Annotated in this window: 20 protein-coding genes and 3 tRNA genes; 3 read left to right on the top strand and 20 right to left on the bottom strand. The window is 65.6% G+C overall.

Features of this window, described 5'->3' with window-relative positions; translation table 11 throughout:
• Positions 1 to 108 precede the first annotated feature (108 nt).
• The 3 genes from NMB43_RS05975 to NMB43_RS05965 all read right to left on the bottom strand — a co-directional run bounded on the left by NMB43_RS05975 (position 109) and on the right by NMB43_RS05965 (position 2,992).
• The gene (locus NMB43_RS05975) at positions 109 to 1,380 is read right to left on the bottom strand and encodes an O-acetylhomoserine aminocarboxypropyltransferase/cysteine synthase family protein (protein ID WP_494351235.1); all 1,272 of its coding nucleotides are present in this window, start codon (positions 1,378 to 1,380) and stop codon (positions 109 to 111) included.
• 339 nt (positions 1,381 to 1,719) lie between these two features.
• Positions 1,720 to 2,055, bottom strand: coding sequence for a YkgJ family cysteine cluster protein (locus tag NMB43_RS05970; RefSeq protein WP_494351234.1), 336 nt, complete (start codon positions 2,053 to 2,055; stop codon positions 1,720 to 1,722).
• Complete coding sequence (locus tag NMB43_RS05965; protein WP_494351233.1) at positions 2,048 to 2,992, bottom strand: LysR substrate-binding domain-containing protein; 945 nt, start codon at positions 2,990 to 2,992, stop codon at positions 2,048 to 2,050. The genes NMB43_RS05970 and NMB43_RS05965 overlap by 8 nt, the downstream gene beginning before the upstream one ends.
• Positions 2,993 to 3,097: 105 nt before the next feature.
• Here NMB43_RS05965 and NMB43_RS05960 point away from each other — a divergent pair, with 105 nt between their 5' ends.
• Positions 3,098 to 4,345 carry an MFS transporter gene (locus NMB43_RS05960; protein WP_494351232.1) on the top strand — a complete coding sequence of 416 codons (1,248 nt, stop codon included), beginning with the start codon at positions 3,098 to 3,100 and terminating at the stop codon, positions 4,343 to 4,345.
• 145 nt (positions 4,346 to 4,490) lie between these two features.
• Here NMB43_RS05960 and trmB read toward each other — a convergent pair whose 3' ends face one another.
• Both trmB and NMB43_RS05950 read right to left on the bottom strand, forming a co-directional pair.
• Positions 4,491 to 5,144 (bottom strand): tRNA (guanine(46)-N(7))-methyltransferase TrmB, encoded by a 654-nt coding sequence (gene trmB, locus NMB43_RS05955; RefSeq protein ID WP_494351231.1) that lies wholly within the window; start codon positions 5,142 to 5,144, stop codon positions 4,491 to 4,493.
• 10 nt (positions 5,145 to 5,154) lie between these two features.
• The gene (locus tag NMB43_RS05950) at positions 5,155 to 6,075 is read right to left on the bottom strand and encodes a tRNA dihydrouridine synthase (RefSeq protein WP_494351230.1); all 921 of its coding nucleotides are present in this window, start codon (positions 6,073 to 6,075) and stop codon (positions 5,155 to 5,157) included.
• 142 nt (positions 6,076 to 6,217) lie between these two features.
• Here NMB43_RS05950 and NMB43_RS05945 point away from each other — a divergent pair, with 142 nt between their 5' ends.
• Positions 6,218 to 6,646 carry a DUF1178 family protein gene (locus NMB43_RS05945; protein ID WP_494351229.1) on the top strand — a complete coding sequence of 143 codons (429 nt, stop codon included), beginning with the start codon at positions 6,218 to 6,220 and terminating at the stop codon, positions 6,644 to 6,646.
• On the opposite strand, the gene NMB43_RS05940 is transcribed toward NMB43_RS05945, so the two are convergent.
• The 7 genes from NMB43_RS05940 to uvrC form a co-directional block, all read right to left on the bottom strand.
• Positions 6,603 to 6,809, bottom strand: a complete 207-nt coding sequence (locus tag NMB43_RS05940) for a hypothetical protein (protein ID WP_494351228.1) — start codon at positions 6,807 to 6,809, stop codon at positions 6,603 to 6,605. The genes NMB43_RS05945 and NMB43_RS05940 overlap by 44 nt on opposite strands.
• Before the next feature lie 76 nt (positions 6,810 to 6,885).
• Positions 6,886 to 8,127: an alkaline phosphatase family protein gene (locus NMB43_RS05935; protein ID WP_494351227.1), complete on the bottom strand. Its 1,242-nt coding sequence runs from the start codon at positions 8,125 to 8,127 to the stop codon at positions 6,886 to 6,888.
• A gap of 43 nt (positions 8,128 to 8,170) precedes the next feature.
• A tRNA-Gly gene (locus NMB43_RS05930) sits at positions 8,171 to 8,246 on the bottom strand.
• An 11-nt stretch (positions 8,247 to 8,257) separates the two neighbouring features.
• Positions 8,258 to 8,331 (bottom strand) — tRNA-Cys (locus NMB43_RS05925).
• Between the two features lie 90 nt (positions 8,332 to 8,421).
• Positions 8,422 to 8,497, bottom strand: a tRNA-Gly gene (locus NMB43_RS05920).
• 60 nt (positions 8,498 to 8,557) lie between these two features.
• Entirely contained in the window at positions 8,558 to 9,127 is a 570-nt protein-coding gene (gene pgsA / locus NMB43_RS05915; RefSeq protein WP_494351226.1) for a CDP-diacylglycerol--glycerol-3-phosphate 3-phosphatidyltransferase, read from the bottom strand.
• A 15-nt stretch (positions 9,128 to 9,142) separates the two neighbouring features.
• Positions 9,143 to 10,942, bottom strand: coding sequence for an excinuclease ABC subunit UvrC (gene uvrC / locus NMB43_RS05910; RefSeq protein WP_494351225.1), 1,800 nt, complete (start codon positions 10,940 to 10,942; stop codon positions 9,143 to 9,145).
• Positions 10,943 to 11,094: 152 nt separating this feature from the next.
• On the opposite strand from uvrC, the gene NMB43_RS05905 reads away from it, so the two are divergent.
• Positions 11,095 to 12,270 carry a CAP domain-containing protein gene (locus NMB43_RS05905; protein WP_494351224.1) on the top strand — a complete coding sequence of 392 codons (1,176 nt, stop codon included), beginning with the start codon at positions 11,095 to 11,097 and terminating at the stop codon, positions 12,268 to 12,270.
• Here NMB43_RS05905 and nagZ read toward each other — a convergent pair whose 3' ends face one another.
• The 8 genes from nagZ to lepB are packed head-to-tail and all read right to left on the bottom strand — an operon-like array spanning position 12,271 to position 18,049.
• Entirely contained in the window at positions 12,271 to 13,305 is a 1,035-nt protein-coding gene (nagZ, locus tag NMB43_RS05900) for a beta-N-acetylhexosaminidase (RefSeq protein ID WP_494351223.1), read from the bottom strand.
• Between the two features lie 37 nt (positions 13,306 to 13,342).
• Positions 13,343 to 13,723: a holo-ACP synthase gene (gene acpS / locus NMB43_RS05895; protein WP_494351222.1), complete on the bottom strand. Its 381-nt coding sequence runs from the start codon at positions 13,721 to 13,723 to the stop codon at positions 13,343 to 13,345.
• Positions 13,720 to 14,475 carry a pyridoxine 5'-phosphate synthase gene (locus tag NMB43_RS05890; protein WP_494351221.1) on the bottom strand — a complete coding sequence of 252 codons (756 nt, stop codon included), beginning with the start codon at positions 14,473 to 14,475 and terminating at the stop codon, positions 13,720 to 13,722. The genes acpS and NMB43_RS05890 overlap by 4 nt, the downstream gene beginning before the upstream one ends.
• Positions 14,472 to 15,197, bottom strand: coding sequence for a DNA repair protein RecO (gene recO / locus NMB43_RS05885; protein ID WP_494351220.1), 726 nt, complete (start codon positions 15,195 to 15,197; stop codon positions 14,472 to 14,474). The genes NMB43_RS05890 and recO overlap by 4 nt, the downstream gene beginning before the upstream one ends.
• 29 nt (positions 15,198 to 15,226) lie before the next feature.
• Positions 15,227 to 16,135 (bottom strand): GTPase Era, encoded by a 909-nt coding sequence (gene era / locus NMB43_RS05880; protein ID WP_494351219.1) that lies wholly within the window; start codon positions 16,133 to 16,135, stop codon positions 15,227 to 15,229.
• Complete coding sequence (gene rnc, locus NMB43_RS05875; protein ID WP_494351218.1) at positions 16,132 to 16,806, bottom strand: ribonuclease III; 675 nt, start codon at positions 16,804 to 16,806, stop codon at positions 16,132 to 16,134. Before rnc ends, era begins: the two co-directional genes overlap by 4 nt.
• Before the next feature lie 18 nt (positions 16,807 to 16,824).
• Positions 16,825 to 17,196 (bottom strand): DUF4845 domain-containing protein, encoded by a 372-nt coding sequence (locus NMB43_RS05870; protein ID WP_494351217.1) that lies wholly within the window; start codon positions 17,194 to 17,196, stop codon positions 16,825 to 16,827.
• A gap of 34 nt (positions 17,197 to 17,230) precedes the next feature.
• On the bottom strand, positions 17,231 to 18,049 hold the full coding sequence (gene lepB / locus NMB43_RS05865; RefSeq protein WP_494351216.1) for a signal peptidase I: 819 nt from the start codon (positions 18,047 to 18,049) through the stop codon (positions 17,231 to 17,233).
• Positions 18,050 to 18,078 lie beyond the last annotated feature (29 nt).

Raw genomic sequence — 18,078 nt, 5'->3', positions numbered from 1 at the left:
CGCTTGCGGGAGAGGGTGGCCCGCAGGGCCGGGAGAGGGGCTGTGGCGGTGACCCCAAAAGACAAAAGCCACCCGCAGGTGACCATTGTCTTTTACGGCAGGACCGACTTACACCGCCGCCAGCGCCTGCTCCAGGTCGGCCAGGATGTCGTCGATGTGCTCGATGCCGATGGACAGGCGCACCGTGTCCTCGGTGACGCCGGCCTTGATCAGCTCCTCGGGCGAGAGCTGGCGGTGCGTGGTGGAGGCCGGGTGGCAGGCCAGCGATTTGCTGTCGCCGATGTTCACCAGGCGCGTGATCAGCTTCAGCGCATCCTGGAAGCGCGCGCCACCTTCACGGCCACCCTGCACCCCGAAGGTCAGGATGCCCGAGGGCTTGCCACCAAGGTACTTCTTCGCCAGCGCATGGTGCGGATGGTCTTCGAGGCCGGCGTAGTTCACCCAGCCCACCTTGCTGTGACCCTTGAGGAACTTCGCCACCGCCAGCGTGTTGGCGGTGATGCGATCCATGCGCAGCGCCAGGGTCTCGATGCCCTGGATGATCTGGAAGGCGTTGAAGGGGCTGATCGCCGCGCCCATGTTGCGCAGGGGCACGACGCGCGCACGGCCGATGTAGGCGGCCGGGCCCAGCGCCTCGGTGTAGACCACGCCGTGGTAGGACACGTCCGGCTCGTTGAGGCGGCGGAAGCGTTCCTTGTGCTCGGCCCAGGGGAACTTGCCGGAATCGACGATAGCGCCGCCGATGCTGGTGCCATGGCCGCCCATGTACTTGGTCAGCGAGTGCACCACGATGTCCGCGCCATGCTCGATCGGCCGGCACAGGTAGGGCGAAGGCACGGTGTTGTCGACGATCAGCGGGATGCCATGGCGATGCGCGATCTCGGCCAGGGCGCCGATATCAGTGATGTTGCCCAGCGGATTGCCGATGGTCTCGGCGTAGATGGCCTTGGTGCGTGCGTCGATCAGCTTCTCGAAACTGGCCGGATCGCGGTGGTCGGCGAAGCGCACGCTGATGCCGTACTGCGGCAACGTGTGGGCGAACAGGTTGTAGGTGCCGCCGTACAGCGTGGCCGAGGAGATGATGTTGTCGCCCGCCTCCGCGATGGTCTGGATGGCGTAGGTGATGGCGGCCTGGCCCGAAGCCAGCGCCAGCGCGGCAATGCCGCCCTCCAGCGCCGCGACGCGCTTTTCCAGCACGTCCTGCGTGGGATTCATGATGCGCGTGTAAATGTTGCCCTGCACCTTGAGGTCGAACAGGTCGGCGCCATGCTGCGTATCGTCGAAGGAATAGGCGACGGTCTGGTAGATCGGCACCGCCACCGCATGCGTGGTGGGTTCGGGCGTGTAGCCAGCGTGCACGGCAAGGGTTTCAAATTTCATTGTCATTCCTTGGTGTGATCAGGGAAACGATGAGTATAGCCAGCATAAGCCGCCGGCCAATGATCAAAGCCTGCTTTGCAAATTCGCTTTTGGGCCAAACCAGTGCACGCTGCCGCGCCGCCACGGCGGTGACGCTCCACACTCCGTCGTTCCTGCGCAGGCAGGCACCCAGCGACTTTTTTTGGGTGCCCGATGCCCGTCAACACAGGAATGTCGCAGCAGCGACAGGCGTAGGGCGGAAGCCCAGCGGGCGTTCCGCCAGCCGCCGCCAGGCGGCAAGCTGCTGGCGGCAAACCGCTGGCCGCAAGCTCCCGGCGGAACCTCCTACGGAGTTCCGCCCTACTCCATATTCAAGGGCGGCAAGCCATGCCGCGCCCGCGCGCGATTGCAGGCCTCGTTGCTGATGCCATGCAGGCCATGCTGCGCGAACTCGCGGCAGGGCTCAGGGCGGAACTCGTAGATGCCGCACTTCACTGCCTCACCGATCTTGCCCACCAGCGCCACGCAACGCGGCGGCGAGCGGTCGGTGCCGCGCATGCGGCAACTGTGCGCGGTCTCCTCGTCGGCCAAGGTGTCCGGCACATGCCCGCCCAGCTCGGAGGCGAGCTGGCTGCGGTGGAAACTCACGCGAAAGGCGGCGCAACAGGCACCGCAGGATTGGCAGATGTCAGGCATGCGATCCAGGATTCGGGTTGGCAGGTCCGGCCGGCTCGCCATCCTCTCCCAACACCTGTTCGAGCAGGTCGAGGAAGCGGCTCAGCACCGGGCCCGGCGGCTCGTCGCGCGTCACCAGCACCATGCTGTGCCAGGCGCGCGCATCGCGCAGGGGCAGGTAGCGTACGCGATCCAGCGCAACGCAGGCCATCGGGGCCGGCATCACGGTGACCCCTAGCCCGGCCGCGACGAGACCGATCTGCGTCACCGCCTCGTCCGCTTCCTGCACCACACGCGGCGTGAAACCGGCGGCCCCGCACAGCTCGCGCGTGACACGCGCGAGGCCGGCCCCGGCGTTCTCGGGGTACATGATGAAGCCTTCGTCGCGGAAGTCCTTGAGCGACACGGCAACCCGCGTCGCCAGTGGATGGCTGGCCGGCAGCACCATCAGCAAAGGGTCGCGTCGCAACAGGCGCAGGCGTAGCCCTGGCTCGCTCTCCAGCGCGCCGTTGTAGCGAACGAAGCCCACATCGAGCCGGCCTTGTCTGAGCGCTTCGAACTGGGCCGCGGTGAAGCGCTCCAGCAGGCGCAGGGTGACACCCGGCACTGCTTCGCGATACGCCCGCAACAAGCGCGTCAGCAGGGGCGTCAGTGGCAGCGAGGAGGTGAAGCCCACGCGTAGCTCTCCCAGCTCACCACGCGCCGCACGCCGCACCTCGTCGCCCGCCTCGGCCGCTTCGGCCAGGATGCGTCGCGCACGCTGCAGGAACAGTTGCCCCGCCTCGGTGAGTTGCACCCGGCGCTTGCTGCGCAGGAACAGCAAGGCACCGAGCTCCTCCTCCAGGGCCTGAATCTGCTGGCTCAGCGGTGGCTGGCCGATATGCAGGCGCTCGGCGGCCCGGGTGAAGTGCAATTCCTCGGCCACAGCCACGAAGTAGCGTAAATGACGCAGCTCCATTGATATGTACTGAATATAAGTAATTACTGAAACATATATTGGACTGGGGTAAATGCGCTGTCCAGAATGAAGCCACACTTCAGTGCGCCTCCCCCTGATCGCAGCATGAACACCCATGTAGTCCGCAGCACCGCCGACCTGTCCGCCCCGCCTTCCAGCGCACCCGCCAAGCTGCAGGCCGGCAGCCCCGCCTGGCGCCGCGCCACGCTGGCCATCTTCTTCGGCGGCTTCGCGAGCTTTGCCATGCTGTACGGCATGCAGCCGCTGATGCCCGCCTTCGCGGCGGAGTTCGGGCTCACGCCGGCAGCGGCCAGCGGCGTGATGTCGCTGGCTGCCGGCCTGCTCGCCCTGTGCCTGATTCCGGCCAGCGTGCTGGCGGACCGTCACGGTCGCAAGGCGGTGATGGTGGCCTCGCTGGCCGCCTCCGGCCTGCTGATGCTGATCGCCGCCAGCCTGCATGGCTACACCGAACTGATGTGGGCCCGCGCGCTGTTTGGCATCGCACTGGCCGGTTTGCCAGCCGTGGCGATGACCTATCTGGCCGAAGAGATCGCACCGGAGTCGCTGGGCCGCTCGGTGGGCCTCTACATCGCCGGCAACGCAGTCGGTGGCCTGTCCGGCCGCTTGATCTCGCCGCTGCTCGCCGACTATGGCTCCTGGCGCCTGGCCGCCGCCACGCTGGGGGTGCTCGGCGTGCTGGCCGCCCTCGCCGTCTTGCGCACCCTGCCTGCGCCGGCCCACTCCAGTCCGCGCCACAGCACGCTGCTCGGCCTGTTGCCGCAGGCCATGACGCATTTTCGCGATGCCGGCCTGCCCTGGCTGTTCCTGATCGGCTTCCTGCTGATGGGCTGCTTCTCCAGCTATTACAACTACCTCGGCTTCCGCCTCGCCGCGCCGCCCTTCTCGCTGCCGCTGGCCGCGCAGGGTCTGGTCTTCCTGCCCTATCTGTTCGGCATCTTCTCCTCGGCCTGGGCGGGCGGGCTGGCCGACCGCTTCGGTCGCCGCCGCGTGCTGTGGATCATGGTCGGGGTGATGGGAGCCGGCTTCACGCTGTCTCTGTCGCACAGTTCGCTGCTGCTGGGCCTGGGCGTAATCCTGGTGACCTTCGGTTTCTTCGCGGCGCACTCGGTCACCAGCAGTTGGGTCGGCCGCCGTGCCCGGGATCACCGCGCGCTGGCCTCGGCCATCTATCTGACCGGCTATTACCTCGGCGCCAGCGTGCTCGGCAGCGCCACCGGCCTGATCTGGCAATGGGGTGCCTGGTACGGCCTGATGGGCGTGCTGGGTGCCGTGCTGCTGCTGTGCATGCTGATCGCGCTGAAGCTGCGCGGGCTGGTGCCGCAACCGGGCTGAGCCGCTTGGAGCGCTCTCGTCGAACTTGAACCCCTCCCGACCTCCCCTTGTCAGGGGAGGAGCAAATCACGCGGGCCGAACCATTTGAGCCGAGACGAGCGCCCTCCCCTGACAAGGGGAGGGTTGGGGAGGGGTTAAAACCCCATCAGACCTGATTGACGAACCGGTACAGCGCCTGCCCCGAGTCGCGGTATTTGCGCTCGAAGGGGGTCAGCGGCTCGCCGACCTCGATGCTCTCCACGACAGGCGCCTTGCCCGTCAGCACACCGATGGCGAGCGCCATCTCCTCGACGTAAATACGCCAGTTGCTGCGGCACTCCAGGCGTCCGCCCAGCGCCAGCAGGTCCGGAAAGATCGCCATGCCGTGCCAGCGGCGAGACAGATGACCGATCTTGGGCCAGGGGTTCGGATACAGGATGTAGTGCCGGTCCAGGCGATGCCCGTCGCGCTTGAGCAGGCGCCAGAAATCCACCAGGTCGGCACGCACGAAATGCAGATTGGGCGGCAACTCGCCCGGCTTGCCGCGCGTCAGCCTATCCTCGGACTGATCCACGCCCAGCACGAAATGCGCGGGAAACTCGCGCGCCAGACGCAGGCTGCTCCAGCCTACGCCGCAGCCCGCGTCGAGCAGCAGCGGCGCACGACCATCCCAGTGCGCCATGACTTCGGCATAGGTACGCTCGCTCGCCGGCGAAAAGGGTTTGCGGAAGCGATGCTCGCGGTGACGCAGCACGACTTCCACAAGCCGTTCATGCGGCGCCTGCTGGGCGCTGCTGATCGCGCGCGAGTTGGCGTACATCGGACAAGCCTCAGAGTGCGGCGAGATACGGGTCCAGCAGCACCGGCTCGCGCAGGGTGCGCACCTGCTGGTACAAGGTCTCGGCCTGGGGATAGTGGCGACGCAGCAGGTTCAGCCACTGCTTGAGGCGGCCCGGCGCATGGCGCGCTTCGACCTTGATCTGCACACGCTGCCAGTAGTCATGCAGCAGCGGCACCAGGCGCGGCCAGTCCTGCGCTGGCGTGCGGGCCTCCTCACCCGAAAGCGAGGCACGAATGCGCTCCACCATGAAGGGGTCGGCCACTGCGCCACGCCCCAGCATCACGTCGCGGCAACCGCTCTCGGCGCGTGCGCGGTGGTAGTCCTCGACCGTCCAGATCTCGCCATTGGCGACCACCGGCACCTTCACCGCCTCGGCCACGCGGCCGATCCAGCTCCAGTGCGCCGGCGGGCGGTAGCCTTCGTCCTTGGTACGCGCGTGCACCACGATCATTTCCGCCCCGCCCTCGGCCAGCGCCGTGGCAGCCTCCACCGCGCGTGACTTGCACTTCACGCCCAGGCGCATCTTGGCGGTGAAGGGCATGCGGCCATTGACGGCGCGGCTCACCGCCCGCGAGATGTCGTGCAGAAGTTCAGGTTCGTCCAGCAGCACCGCTCCGCCGCGATGCTTGTTCACGGTCGGTGCCGGACAGCCGAAATTGAGGTCGATACCGGCCGGGTTCAGGCGCGCCAGCGTCTCCGCGTTTTCCGCCATGCAGGACGGGTCCGAGCCCAACAACTGCACGCGCACCGGCACGCCGGCCCCGGTGCGCGAGCCAGTCAGCAGTTCGGGCGAGATGCGCGTGAAACTGCGTCGCGGCAGCACCTGGCTGGTGACGCGCACGAATTCGGTCACGCACCAGTCATAGGTTGCGGCCTGCGTCAGCGTGGCGCGCAGGATGTCGTCCAGCATGCCCTCCATCGGAGCAAGCAGGATGCGCTGCGAAACGGCTGGGTCAGATTGAGTGTCGGAAGGGCGGAACATAGGCGCGACATGTTATCGTCGCGCACTTTGTGAAGAAAGCATGTTTTTGCATGCGAAACAGGATATTGCCGTGATCGTCGTCGACCTCGTTTGCCAACAGGAGCACCGTTTCGAAGGCTGGTTTGCATCCAGCGAAGCGCTGGACCAGCAGCGCGAGTCCGGCCTGCTCACCTGCCCGGTGTGCGGCTCGCGCCAGGTTTCGCGTCTGCCCTCTGCACCACACGTGGCCTCGCGCGGCCACGACGAGACACCAGAGCTGCCGGCCCAACAGCCCGACGTGGCAGGCTTGGCGGCTCAATTGATCCGTGCGCTGCAATCGCAGGCGGCGCAGTCAGAAGACGTGGGCGAGCGCTTCCCCGAGGAAGCGCGCCGGATTCATCACGGCGATGCGGAAGAGCGCGCCATCCGTGGCCAGGCGTCGCTCAAGGAAGTGATGGAGCTGTGGGAAGAAGGCGTCAGCGTGATGCCGGTTCCGCCAGCGAAGGAAGATCTGCACTGAAAGCATCGGGACAGGGCAGCGGCTGTCCCGTTTCCGGCACGAAACAGAAAGGCCACAGGTCGTCGAACAGCGCGGCGGCCGCAAAGCCTTGCCGCTTGCCGTGGCGCACACCTGACGCGCGCGCCTGAATCCAGCCCCCGAATTGCTTGCCCAGCTTGCCCATGTCCGGCCTCCCGGCCTGCCCGTTATCTGCGTCCCAGACTAGCTGGCGCAGATGACGGAACGCTGACAGGCGGGTTTCAGCGGCGTGACGACATCCCGATGACGAGCGGCACACGCATCTCTTGGTGACTCAGACCGCCATGCACGCCGATCATGTGGCGCCCTTTCTCGCCCGGCACACGATCGATCAGGGTCCAGTCCTCACGTGCAATCAGCACCCAATCCCCCGCCGCAGGCAGCTCGCGCGCCTGCTCCAGTGGGCCGAACAGGCCGCAGGCCAGCGCCTCTTCCGCCCTCAGCGCATGGAAGGCATGTCCCAGTTCACGCGCGAAATGGGCGCCGAAACTGGCGGCGAACTCCGGTTTGACATGGCAGTAAGCTACGCGCCGCTCACCCGTGAGCGGGCCATCGAGCATGGCGTAGAGCTGCGGATGCTGCATCAGGTCGATGCACCGTTCGGCCGGTGCGTCGATGAAGCCGTGATCAGCCGTGGCCAGCACACAGGCCTGCGGCACGCACCGGCGCATCTCGGCATAGCAGGCGTCGATCTGGGCCAAGGCCCGGCGCGATTCATCCGAGTCGATGCCAAAGTCATGCGCCGTGCTGTCCAGCAAGGGAGTGTAGGCGTAGATCAGCAAAGGGCCCGCAGCCGCCTGCGCGGCCTCGGCCACGCGCGCAGGCATCTCGCTCAGCTCGGTATAGGCATGCACCTGTGCGCCGGCGCCGTGGTATTCGCTGTAGGCGCCCTGTGCCAGATAGTCCAGCGTGACCACACGCACCTCGCGCTGCACCCGCCCCAGCATCGGCGGCGTACGCAGCATGCGGCCGACCAGCCCGGCATCCTCGACCAGCGGGCCGCCACGATGCCGCATCGGCAGCGGTGCCACCACGGCAGGGCTGGCATGGTCGCGCACGAACCAGCCCAGCAAACCATGCACGCTGGCCGGCTCGGCCGTCATCAGCGTGGTGATCGCGGTCGCGGTCGTCGAGGGGAATACGGAGGACAGGGAGGCCACGCGCTCGGCCCACAGATGAGGCGCCAGCGCCGCATGGGCACGCAGGAAATCGTCGCCCAGGCCGTCGATCACAAACAAGACCAGGCAATCAGCCGCCGCCCAGGCCGCCGTCGCCTCGCGACCGTCCGGCAGACGCAGACCGGCGTAGCGCGCGGGCACCTGGGCGCCACTGGCACGCGCCAGGCTCACCGCAAGGTTGAAAATGCCCCCGCCGGCGTAGTCCGGAAGAACCACCCCGGTTTCACGAAGTGCGGTGGGCAGGTTCAGGGAACCGCCACCTGGTGTCATGGCGTCGATGAACATAAGAAAAAGGGGAAGGTTTTCAGCCTTCCCCTATTCAGCAATCTGGAGCGGGAGACGAGTCTCGAACTCGCGACCTCAACCTTGGCAAGGTTGCGCTCTACCAACTGAGCTACTCCCGCAAATTGTTCTTTGGAGGCGCGAGCCGGAGTCGAACCGACCTACACGGATTTGCAATCCGGTGCATAACCGCTTTGCTATCGCGCCCCGCTCTGACCTCTTGGACCCGGCGCCACCAGGCCCGCACAACTTTTTCCAACTAAAAGGGGAAAGCCGGTTTCGCTTTCCCCAGAATCCTGGAGCGGGAGACGAGTCTCGAACTCGCGACCTCAACCTTGGCAAGGTTGCGCTCTACCAACTGAGCTACTCCCGCAAAAGAGACGCGCATTTTAATACACGTCCCGGAGATGTCAAGCGCGATTTGCGTGCGCGCTCAGCCGTGGCGTGTCAGGTCCGGCGCGGCGCGATGCAGGTAGTAACCCATGGACCACAGGGTCAGCACCGCCGCGATATTGATCAGCACAGTCCCGATCAGATGAATCGGCAGACCCCACAGATCATCGTGGAACAGCAGCATCGGAATCGCCACCATCTGCGCGGCCGTCTTGAGCTTGCCGATGTAGGACACGGCCACGCTGGCCGAGGCGCCCACCTTGGCCATCCACTCGCGCAGTGCCGAGATGGTGATCTCACGGCCGACGATGACGAAGGCGATGATGGCATCGCAACGCCCCAGCCAGACCAGGATCACCAGCGCGGCGCTGACCATCAGTTTGTCCGCCACCGGATCGAGAAACGCGCCGAAAGCCGAGGTCTGGCCCAGGCTGCGCGCAAGATAACCGTCGAACCAGTCGGTGATCGCGGCCACCGAGAACAGCACGCAGGCGAGCAGGTTCTTGCATGACAGGCTCATCCAGCTATCTGGCAGGTAGAAGATCGCCAGCAGCACGGGGATCAGCAGGATGCGCGCCCAGGTCAGCGCGTTCGGGATATTGAATTTCATGAATGGAGGCGTGGATCAACGCAACGCGTTGTAGATTTGTTCCGCGATTTTACGATTGATCCCCTCCACGCGGCATAAATCCTCGATCGTTGCGGCTTTCACGCCGGCCAGACCGCCAAAGGTCTCGATCAGTTTCTTGCGCCGTGTTGGTCCGATCCCCGGGATATCCTCCAGCTTCGAGCTCAGGCGCGTCTTGCTGCGCCGTGCGCGCATGCCGGTGATGGCGAAGCGGTGCGCCTCGTCGCGGATGGTCTGGATCAGGTGCAATGCAGGGTGATCGCCCCCGAGACGCAGCGGCTCGCGGCCATCCGGGTGAATCAGTTGCTCCAGGCCGGCCTTGCGCTCCTCGCCCTTGGCCACGCCGACCATGGCGATGTCCTCCAGGCCCAGTTCGGTGAGCACCTCCCAGGCCACGCCGACCTGGCCCTTGCCGCCGTCGATGAGAATCAGGTCCGGCCGGACACCCTCGCCTGCCGCCACTTTCTCGTAACGCCGCGTCAGCGCCTGGCGCATCGCGGCATAGTCGTCGCCGGGCTCGATGCCGCTGATGTTGAAGCGCCGGTACTCGGACTTCTTCATCGCCTCGCCCTCCCACACCACGCAGGAAGCCACGGTCGCCTCGCCCTGAGTGTGGCTGATGTCGAAGCATTCGATGCGGCGCGGCCGCTCGGCCAGGGCCAAGGCCGCCTGCAGCGCGTCGGCCTGGGCGTTAGCGCGTCCTGCCTCGCGCAAGCGCACTTCGATGGCGAGCTGGGCGTTGGTCAAGGCCATGTCCACCCAGGCCTTCTCGCCCTGGAAGCGTGCCGCCACAACGGCGGGTATGGCTTCGCGGCTGTCGGCCAGCATGGCGCGCACCAGTTCAGGATCGAGCGGCGCCACGATCAGGCGCGGCGGCGCGGGCAATTCCGTGTAGTGCTGCTCGACGAAAGCCAGCAGTGCATCCGTCGCGCCGACGCCCTCGCCCCCTTGCGGGAACTGTGGGCGGTCGCCCAGGTGGCGCCCGCCGCGCACCATGGCAAGGTTCACGCACACCAGCCCGCCCTGCTCTACCGCCACGATGATGTCGATATCCTCGTCCTTGCCGGAATCCATGTGCTGCTTGTGCAACACGGTTTGCAGTGCGCGGACCTGGTCTCGGAAGATCGCCGCTTCCTCGAAGGCGAAACGGTCGGACGCCTCCTGCATGCGCTGGGTCAGGTTGTCGATGACATCGGAATGGCGCCCTTCTAGGAAACCGACTGCGAGCTTGACGTCGCGCGCGTAGTCCTCATCGCTGATCAAGCCCACGCAGGGGGCGGTGCAGCGCTTGATCTGGTGCAGCAGGCAGGGCCGCGAGCGGTTGTTGAACACCGGGTTCTCGCAGGTGCGCAACTGGAACAGGCGCTGCAGCAGTTGCACGCTTTCACGCGCCGCCCAACCGGACGGATAAGGGCCGAAGTAGCGCACGCCCTTCTCGAAGCCGCCACGGTAATAAGCAATGCGCGGGTAGGCATCGGCCGAGAAGGCGATGTAGGGATAGCTCTTGTCGTCGCGGAACAGGATGTTGTAGCGCGGCTTGAGCGACTTGATGAGGTTGTTTTCGAGGATCAGCGCCTCGGCCTCGGAACGCACCACGGTGGTGTCGACACGCTGGATCTGCGCCACCATCATGGCGATGCGCGGGCTCGGATGGTTCTTCTGGAAGTAGCTCGATACGCGGCGCTTGAGATTCTTGGCCTTGCCGACGTACAGCACCTCTTCGTCGGCCCCGATCATGCGATAGACGCCTGGGTGCTCGGACAGGGTGCGCAGGAAGCCGCGGGCGTCGAAACTCATTGCGGACGAGGCTGATTCAGCAGAAAACAAGGGACTGCAACACTACCACCTTGGCGCGGAGGGGGCAGCAGTCATCGGGGACAAGCGGCAAACCGGCCGCGCGAGCGATACGGCTCCGCACAATGGGGCCTGCACGCATCCGGTCTGCCCCCATGTTTCCCACTCGCTCACACCCTCGCATCGCAGCCCTCGTTATCTGTCTGACCCTCGCCGCCTGTGGAGGCGGCGGAGACACCGGAGGCGGAGCTGCGAATACCGGCAGCTCATCGGGCAGCAGTGGCTCCAGTTCGTCCTCGGGTTCATCCTCAGGCTCGTCCTCGGGCGCGGCTGCGGGCTCGTCCTCCTCGGGCTCATCCTCCTCGGGCTCATCTTCCTCGGGCTCATCTTCCTCAAGCTCTTCGTCTGGTTCGTCGTCGGGCGGAGGCAGTTCCTCCAGCAGCTCTTCGAGTTCGTCTTCGAGCTCATCCAGCTCATCCAGCGGCTCAGGCAGTGCGCTCTACGTCACGCAGCCCGTGATCGCCAGTTGCGCCCCGGGGCAACTACGCGACAGCGAACGCACGGCCGTGCTCAACAAACTGAACGAGGTGCGTGCCCGCCACGGCCTGCCGGCGGTCAGCTATGACGCAAGCGAAGATGGCCCGGCCGCGGAAGCCGCGATGTACATGGTGGCCAACAAGCAGCTCACCCACAGCCCCGACAGCAGCGGCCTGTGCTACACGGCGAACGCCGCACGCCTGGCCGGCAGCAGCAATTTGGACATGCTGTGGACCTCTGGCTCCTCGGAGAGCACACCAAGCAGCAACGCCATCCTCGACTATCTGATCGACAACAACGTCAGCTCGCTGGGGCATAGACGCTGGGTGCTCTACCCCTTCCTGAGCAAGACCACCTATGGCCGGGTCGATGGCCGCCCCAACGGAACCAGCAACATGTACATGGCCTCGGTGCTCAAGGTGATCGGCAACTCCGCCACGAACGTGTCGTCGATGACGAACGACTTCGTCGCCTATCCCTACGGCACCTACCCGAAGGCAGAGTTCGGCAAGAGCTGGTTCCTGTCTTTCTCGGTCGTCGCGAGCAAGACCAATCCCAATGCGAACGGCAAGAGCCAGGCCAACCTGGACAGCGCCACGGTCAGCGTCGCGGCCGGCGCTACCGCACTGACCATCAGCGAACAATCAGTGGACTACAGCGGCTATGGCCTGCCCAACAATCTGCAGTGGAAAGTCAGCGGCCTGCAAGACAACACCGACTACACCGTGACCATCTCCAACGTGGTGGTCAATGGCGCAACGCGACAGTTCCAGTACAACTTCCGCCTGCAGTGATCAGGCAGTGAGCTGCTGCACCGAGGCCCAGGCCTGCTGGAAGCGCGCGTCGACCGACAGCGAGGCCGCATCGGGGGCGGAGCGCGGCAACAGCGCCTCGATACGCACCGCCGATTGTGGCGACGGTTCGGGCGCCCAGCGCGCCAGCAGCTCGGCCGTGAGATCCGGCCGGTTGCACACCAGCACCATGTCGCAGCCAGCGGTGAGGGCCGCATCGGCCCGCGCGACGATGTCGCCAGCCACGATGGCCCCCTCCATGGTCAGGTCGTCACTGAAAATGACTCCCTTGAAGCCAAGCTGCTCGCGCAGGATGGTCTGTAGCCAGTAGGCCGAGAAACCGGCGGGATTCGGATCAACCTTGCTGTAGATCACATGCGCTGGCATGACACCGGCAATCGCCTTGCCGACGCGCTCGCGGTACGGCGCGATGTCGTCCACCCACAGCGCCGCGAACTCGCGCTCGTCGACCGGCATGGCCACATGCGAGTCGGCCTCAGCGTAACCATGCCCCGGAAAATGCTTGCCCACCGCCGCCATGCCGGCCTCGGCCAGGCCGTCGGTCAGGGCACCGGCCAGCTCGGCCGCCGTGAAGGGATCGCGGTGGAAGGCCCGGTCGCCGACCACGGCGCTGTGGCCGAAGTCGAGGTCCAACACCGGCGTGAAGCTCAGGTCCAGGCCGTGTGCCAGCAATTCGGCGGCCAGCACGAAGCCGGTGTCATGCGCCAGGCGCTTGGCCGCCGCCGGGTCGCGCTCCCACACGTCGCCGAACACGCGCATCGCCGGCAGGCGCGTGAAGCCCTGGCGGAAGCGCTGCACGCGCCCGCCCTCGTGGTCCACCGCGATCAACAGGCGGGGCGAGCGCAGCGCGTGGATCTCGCCGGTCAAGGCCACAAGTTGCTCGGGCGACTCGTAATTGCGCGCAAACAGGATCACGCCCCCCACCAGCGGGTTGAGCAGCACCTGGCGTTCGGCGTCAGTGAGGCGAAAACCGGCCACATCGCACATCACGGGGCCGAGTGGGATTTGCAGTGGCATGACTCACTCCGGGACCGGCGAGAACGCCGGCCATGCATCAGTTCAGGGTTTCGAGGAGGGCGAAAGCGACGACGTAGTCCTTCTCGTCGCTGATCGACAAATGCGCGCTCAGGCGACGTGCCTGCACCAGCTCGGCCAGCGCCGGAGCCAGTGCATACACCGGCTTGCCCAGCTCGTCGTGCACGACTGCGATCGCATGCAGCGTCGCCGGGGCACGCAAGCCGGTACCGAGCGCCTTGGCGAAAGCCTCCTTGGCGGCGAAGCGCTTGGCCAGGAAACGGGCCTTGTCGGGGGCGCGCGCAAAATCCGCGTACTCGCTTTCAGCCAGGATGTGTTCGGCGAAACGCTCGCCGTGGCGTGTCATCGCATCACGCATGCGCGTCACGGCCACGATGTCGGTGCCGATACCCGCGATCATGGATGAACGACGGCCGCCTCGCGCATCAGGCGCTTCATCTCGGCCACCGCTTCGCGCAAGCCCACGAAGACGGCGCGGCTGACGATGGCATGGCCGATGTGCAGTTCGCGGATGTCGGGCAGCGCAGCGACGGGCTGCACGTTGAAGTAGTTCAGCGCATGGCCCGCGTTGAAGCGCATGCCGAGGTCAACGATGGCATGACCGGCGATGCGGATCTTCGACAGCTCCTCCAGCACGGCCGGGCTGCGCGCATCGCGGCCGCGCGAATGGAAGGCATGGGCGTAGGGGCCGGTGTGCACCTCGCACACGCGGGCTCCGACGCGCGCAGCCGCCTCGACCTGCGCAAGATCGGCGTCGATGAACACACTGGTCATGATGCCGGCATCGGCAAGGCGCGCAATGATGTCCTTCAGGCGCTTCTCCTGCCCCACGATATCCAGCCCACCTTCGGTCGTGACCTCCTGGCGACCTTCCGGTACCAGCATGGCCATCTCGGGCTTGAGCTGGCAGGCGATGCCGACCATCTCCTCGGTCGCCGCCATCTCCAGGTTCAGCTTGATGTGCGTGAGTTCGCGCAGACGGCGCACGTCATGATCCTGGATGTGGCGACGGTCTTCGCGCAAATGCACGGTAATGCCATCGGCGCCACCGAGATGCGCCTCGACGGCCGCCCACACGGGATCGGGTTCATAGGTGCGGCGCGCCTGGCGGATCGTCGCGACATGGTCGATATTGACGCCGAGTTCAATCACAGTTCGTTCAGCTCCATGAGGATGCGGCGGGACTCCAACTGCTGCCCGCCCAGGTGATGCTGGATGATACGACGCATCAGGCTGCGTGCCTGTGCCACGGTCTCCGCATCGTCGTAGTCGTGGCGCGCCATGGCTAGCAAGGTGCGTCCGCTCAGTACCGCGCCTTCACTGCTGCCCGGCGGGGCCGGCACGACGCCCGACTCCGGCTCGAACAGGTAGCGTCCGGCCGGCTGCACGACGCCGCCATCGGTGGCCAAGCGGTCCAGCGTGAGGCCATAGCCAAGCTCGCGCAGCAGGGCCAACTCGAAGCCGCGCAGCAGCGGAGCCGTCGCTTCTCCGCGCGCCAGACGCGCCACCGTATCCGCATAGTGGTCGTAGAGCTTGGGATGGGCGTCCTCACGTGCCAGAAGGCGCAGCAAGAGCTCATTCAGATAATAGCCGCACAACAGGCCCACCCCGCCAAGCAGTGGCTGGCCGCCCTGCCAGCTCGCCGCGGTCAGCGTCTTGACCTCGCCCTTGCCGGACCAGCTCACGCTAAGGGGCTGGAAAGCCATCAGCACGCCACGCAAGGCCGAACCGGCGCGCCGCGCCCCCTTGGCCACCAGTGGCAGACGACCGTATTCGCGCGTCCACAGTTCGACGACCAGGCTGGTCTCGCGCCACGGGTAGGTGTGGAGGACGAAGCCCTGCTCCTCGATGACGCGATGGCGTGCAGTGCTCATCCGGCGACCTCAGCGCTGGAAGGACCCGCTTACTCGTAACCGAGCGACTTGAGGGCGCGCTCATCGTCGGCCCAGCCGCTCTTCACCTTGACCCAGACCTCGAGATAGATCTTGCCGTCAAAGAGCTTCTCCATCTCCAGGCGCGCCTCGGTGGAGATGCGCTTGAGGTGCTCGCCGCCCTTGCCGATCACCATGGCCTTGTGGCCCGGCTTGTCGACAATGATCGCGGCATAGATCCGGCGCAGATTGCCTTCCTGCTCGTACTTCTCGATCTCGACCGCCATGCCGTAGGGCAACTCTTCGCCAAGCAGCCGGAACAGCTTCTCGCGGATGAACTCGGAGGCGAGGAAGCGCTCGCTGCGATCGGTGATGTCGTCCTCACCGAACACCGGCTCGCCGACAGGCAAGTGCCTGGCCAGGGTACGCAGCAGCTCCGGCGCGTTATTGCCGCGCTGGGCGCTGATCGGCACGATGTCCGCGAAGTTGCGCTCGGCCGCCATGCGCTCGATGAAGGGGAGCAACTGCCCCTTGTCCTCCTCCAGGTCGACCTTGTTGATGACCAGCACCACCTTGGCGTCCTGCGGAATCAGCTCCAGCACCTTACGATCCGCCGGTCCGAAACGCCCCGCTTCGATCACGAAAGCCACCACATCCACATCGGCCAGCACCTGGGTGACGGTGCGGTTCATGGTGCGGTTCAGCGCGTTCGAATGGCGCGTCTGGAAGCCAGGCGTATCGACGAAGATGAATTGGTTCTCGCCCTCGGTCAGCACACCCGTCACGCGGTGGCGAGTGGTCTGCGGCTTGCGCGAGACGATGCTGATCTTCTGCCCCACCAGGCGGTTGAGCAGGGTGGACTTGCCGACGTTGGGGCGCCCGACGATGGCAACGAAACCGGTGTGCGTAACCGCCACCGGCGTGCTGTCTGCTTGACTCATTTTGCGGATCCGATCTGTTCCAGGGCCAGCCGCGCCGCGTTCTGCTCCGCGATGCGCCGGCTGTTGCCCACGCCGCAGGTGCGCAAGGCGGGGGATTCAATGATGCAGGCAACCTCGAACTCCTGCATATGGGCTTCACCACGCGTGGCCACGAGTTCGTATCGCGGCAAGGCCTTGCGTCTTCCCTGCATCAATTCCTGCAGGCTGGTCTTGGGGTCCTTGAGGGCGGCAGCGGGGTTGATGGCACTCAGAAGGGGCGCGTACTGCGCCTCGATTACGCGTTGCACAGCCTCGAAACCGCCGTCCAGGAACACCGCACCGAACAGGGCCTCGGTCGCGTCAGCCAGGATGGAAGGACGGTTGCGCCCACCACTGCGCACCTCGCCCTCGCCCAACAGCATGTGCTCGCCGACGGCCATGCGCTCAGCGATGCCATGCAAGGTGTCCTGGCGGACGAGTTGCGCCCTCAGGCGCGACAACTCGCCCTCGCGCAAGTCCGGGAAATGCCGATAGAGCGCCATGGCGACAACCATGTTGAGGATGGAGTCGCCGAGGAATTCCAGCCGCTCATAATGGTCGGCGGCATAGCTGCGGTGAGTCAGCGCACGCCGCAGCAGGCCCGCATCACGGAAGCGATGGCCCAGGGCCTGTTCGAGCGCCTCATGCCGCACGGGTGCATCCCAGCATGGTCAATACCGGGCGCTGCCCGCGCCCCCCGCCTCGGCGGCAAAGTCGAACACCAGGCTCACATTGGCGAACAGCGGTACTTCGCGCCGGTACTCGATCGACAGGCTGACGGTGCCACTGCTCTTGGTGACCACCAGGGTCTGAGGATCGACCGCGCTGAAGTCGTCGATCTCGGCCTGCCTGGCGAAGGCGCGCCGGAAGTCGGCCGGCGGCGAGGAAGCGTCGACGCTCTTGACGATGGTATTGAGCGACTTCTTGACCCCGAAGTATTCGTTGAACACCGGCACCAGCTTGAGGCCCAGCAGCAGGCCTGCCAGGATGAACAGGCCGACGATCAGTGTCGAGATCAGTGTCAGTCCGCGTTGCTTTTTCATTCAGTCCTCTCCCGTATTCACGCCTGTGGGGCGCTCAGTTGAAGCTGCCGGTCCGGCCAAAGCCCATGCCGGACGGCGGCAAGATGCTGTCGGCATGGAACCAGATGAAGAAGGCACGGCCGACGATGTTTTCGTCCGGAACGAAGCCCCAGAAACGGGAGTCCGCACTCTGGTCCCGGTTGTCGCCCATCATGAAGTAGTGCCCCGGGGGCACCACGCAGCTCACCCCTTCGCCCGAGTAGCTGCAGTTCTGCGAGAACGCGTGCGGCGTACGCTGCAACTCAGGCACGAAAGGTGGGCCCTGGCGATCGTTCAGGACCTGGTGCGGCTTCTCGCCCAGGGTCTCCTCGAACTGCTGCGAATAGTAGAACTGGTCCGGATGATAGTACTCGCCCAAAGGACGGACGGGCACGACCTGGCCGTTGATGGTCAGGCGCTTGTTGATGTACTCCACCTTGTCGCCCGGCAGGCCGATCACCCGCTTGATGTAGTCCTGCCCAGGGTTGTGGGGGTAGCGGAACACCATCACGTCGCCACGCTGTGGCGAACCGACCTCGATGATCTTCTTGTTGAGCACCGGCAGGCGCACGCCATAGGCGTACTTGTTCACGAGGATGAAATCGCCCACCAGCAGGGTCGGGATCATTGAGCCGGAGGGAATCCGGAACGGCTCCACCCAAAACGAACGCAGCAAGAAGATTGGCAGGATCACCGGGAAGAAACTGGCACCGTACTCCACCCACCAAGGGTCGGGCGTGCCCTTCGCGCGCTGCTTGCGCGCCTTGAAGACGTCGAAGAACCACAGCACGCCAGTGACGATGCTGAGGACGAACAGGATGAGTGCGAAATCCACAAAGACCTCGGGTCGAGTTGATCTGGGGT

This window comes from Uliginosibacterium sangjuense (assembly GCF_059132465.1).
The sequence above is the reverse complement of the archived record's forward strand: the minus strand, read 5'-3'. Positions and strand labels throughout refer to the sequence as shown.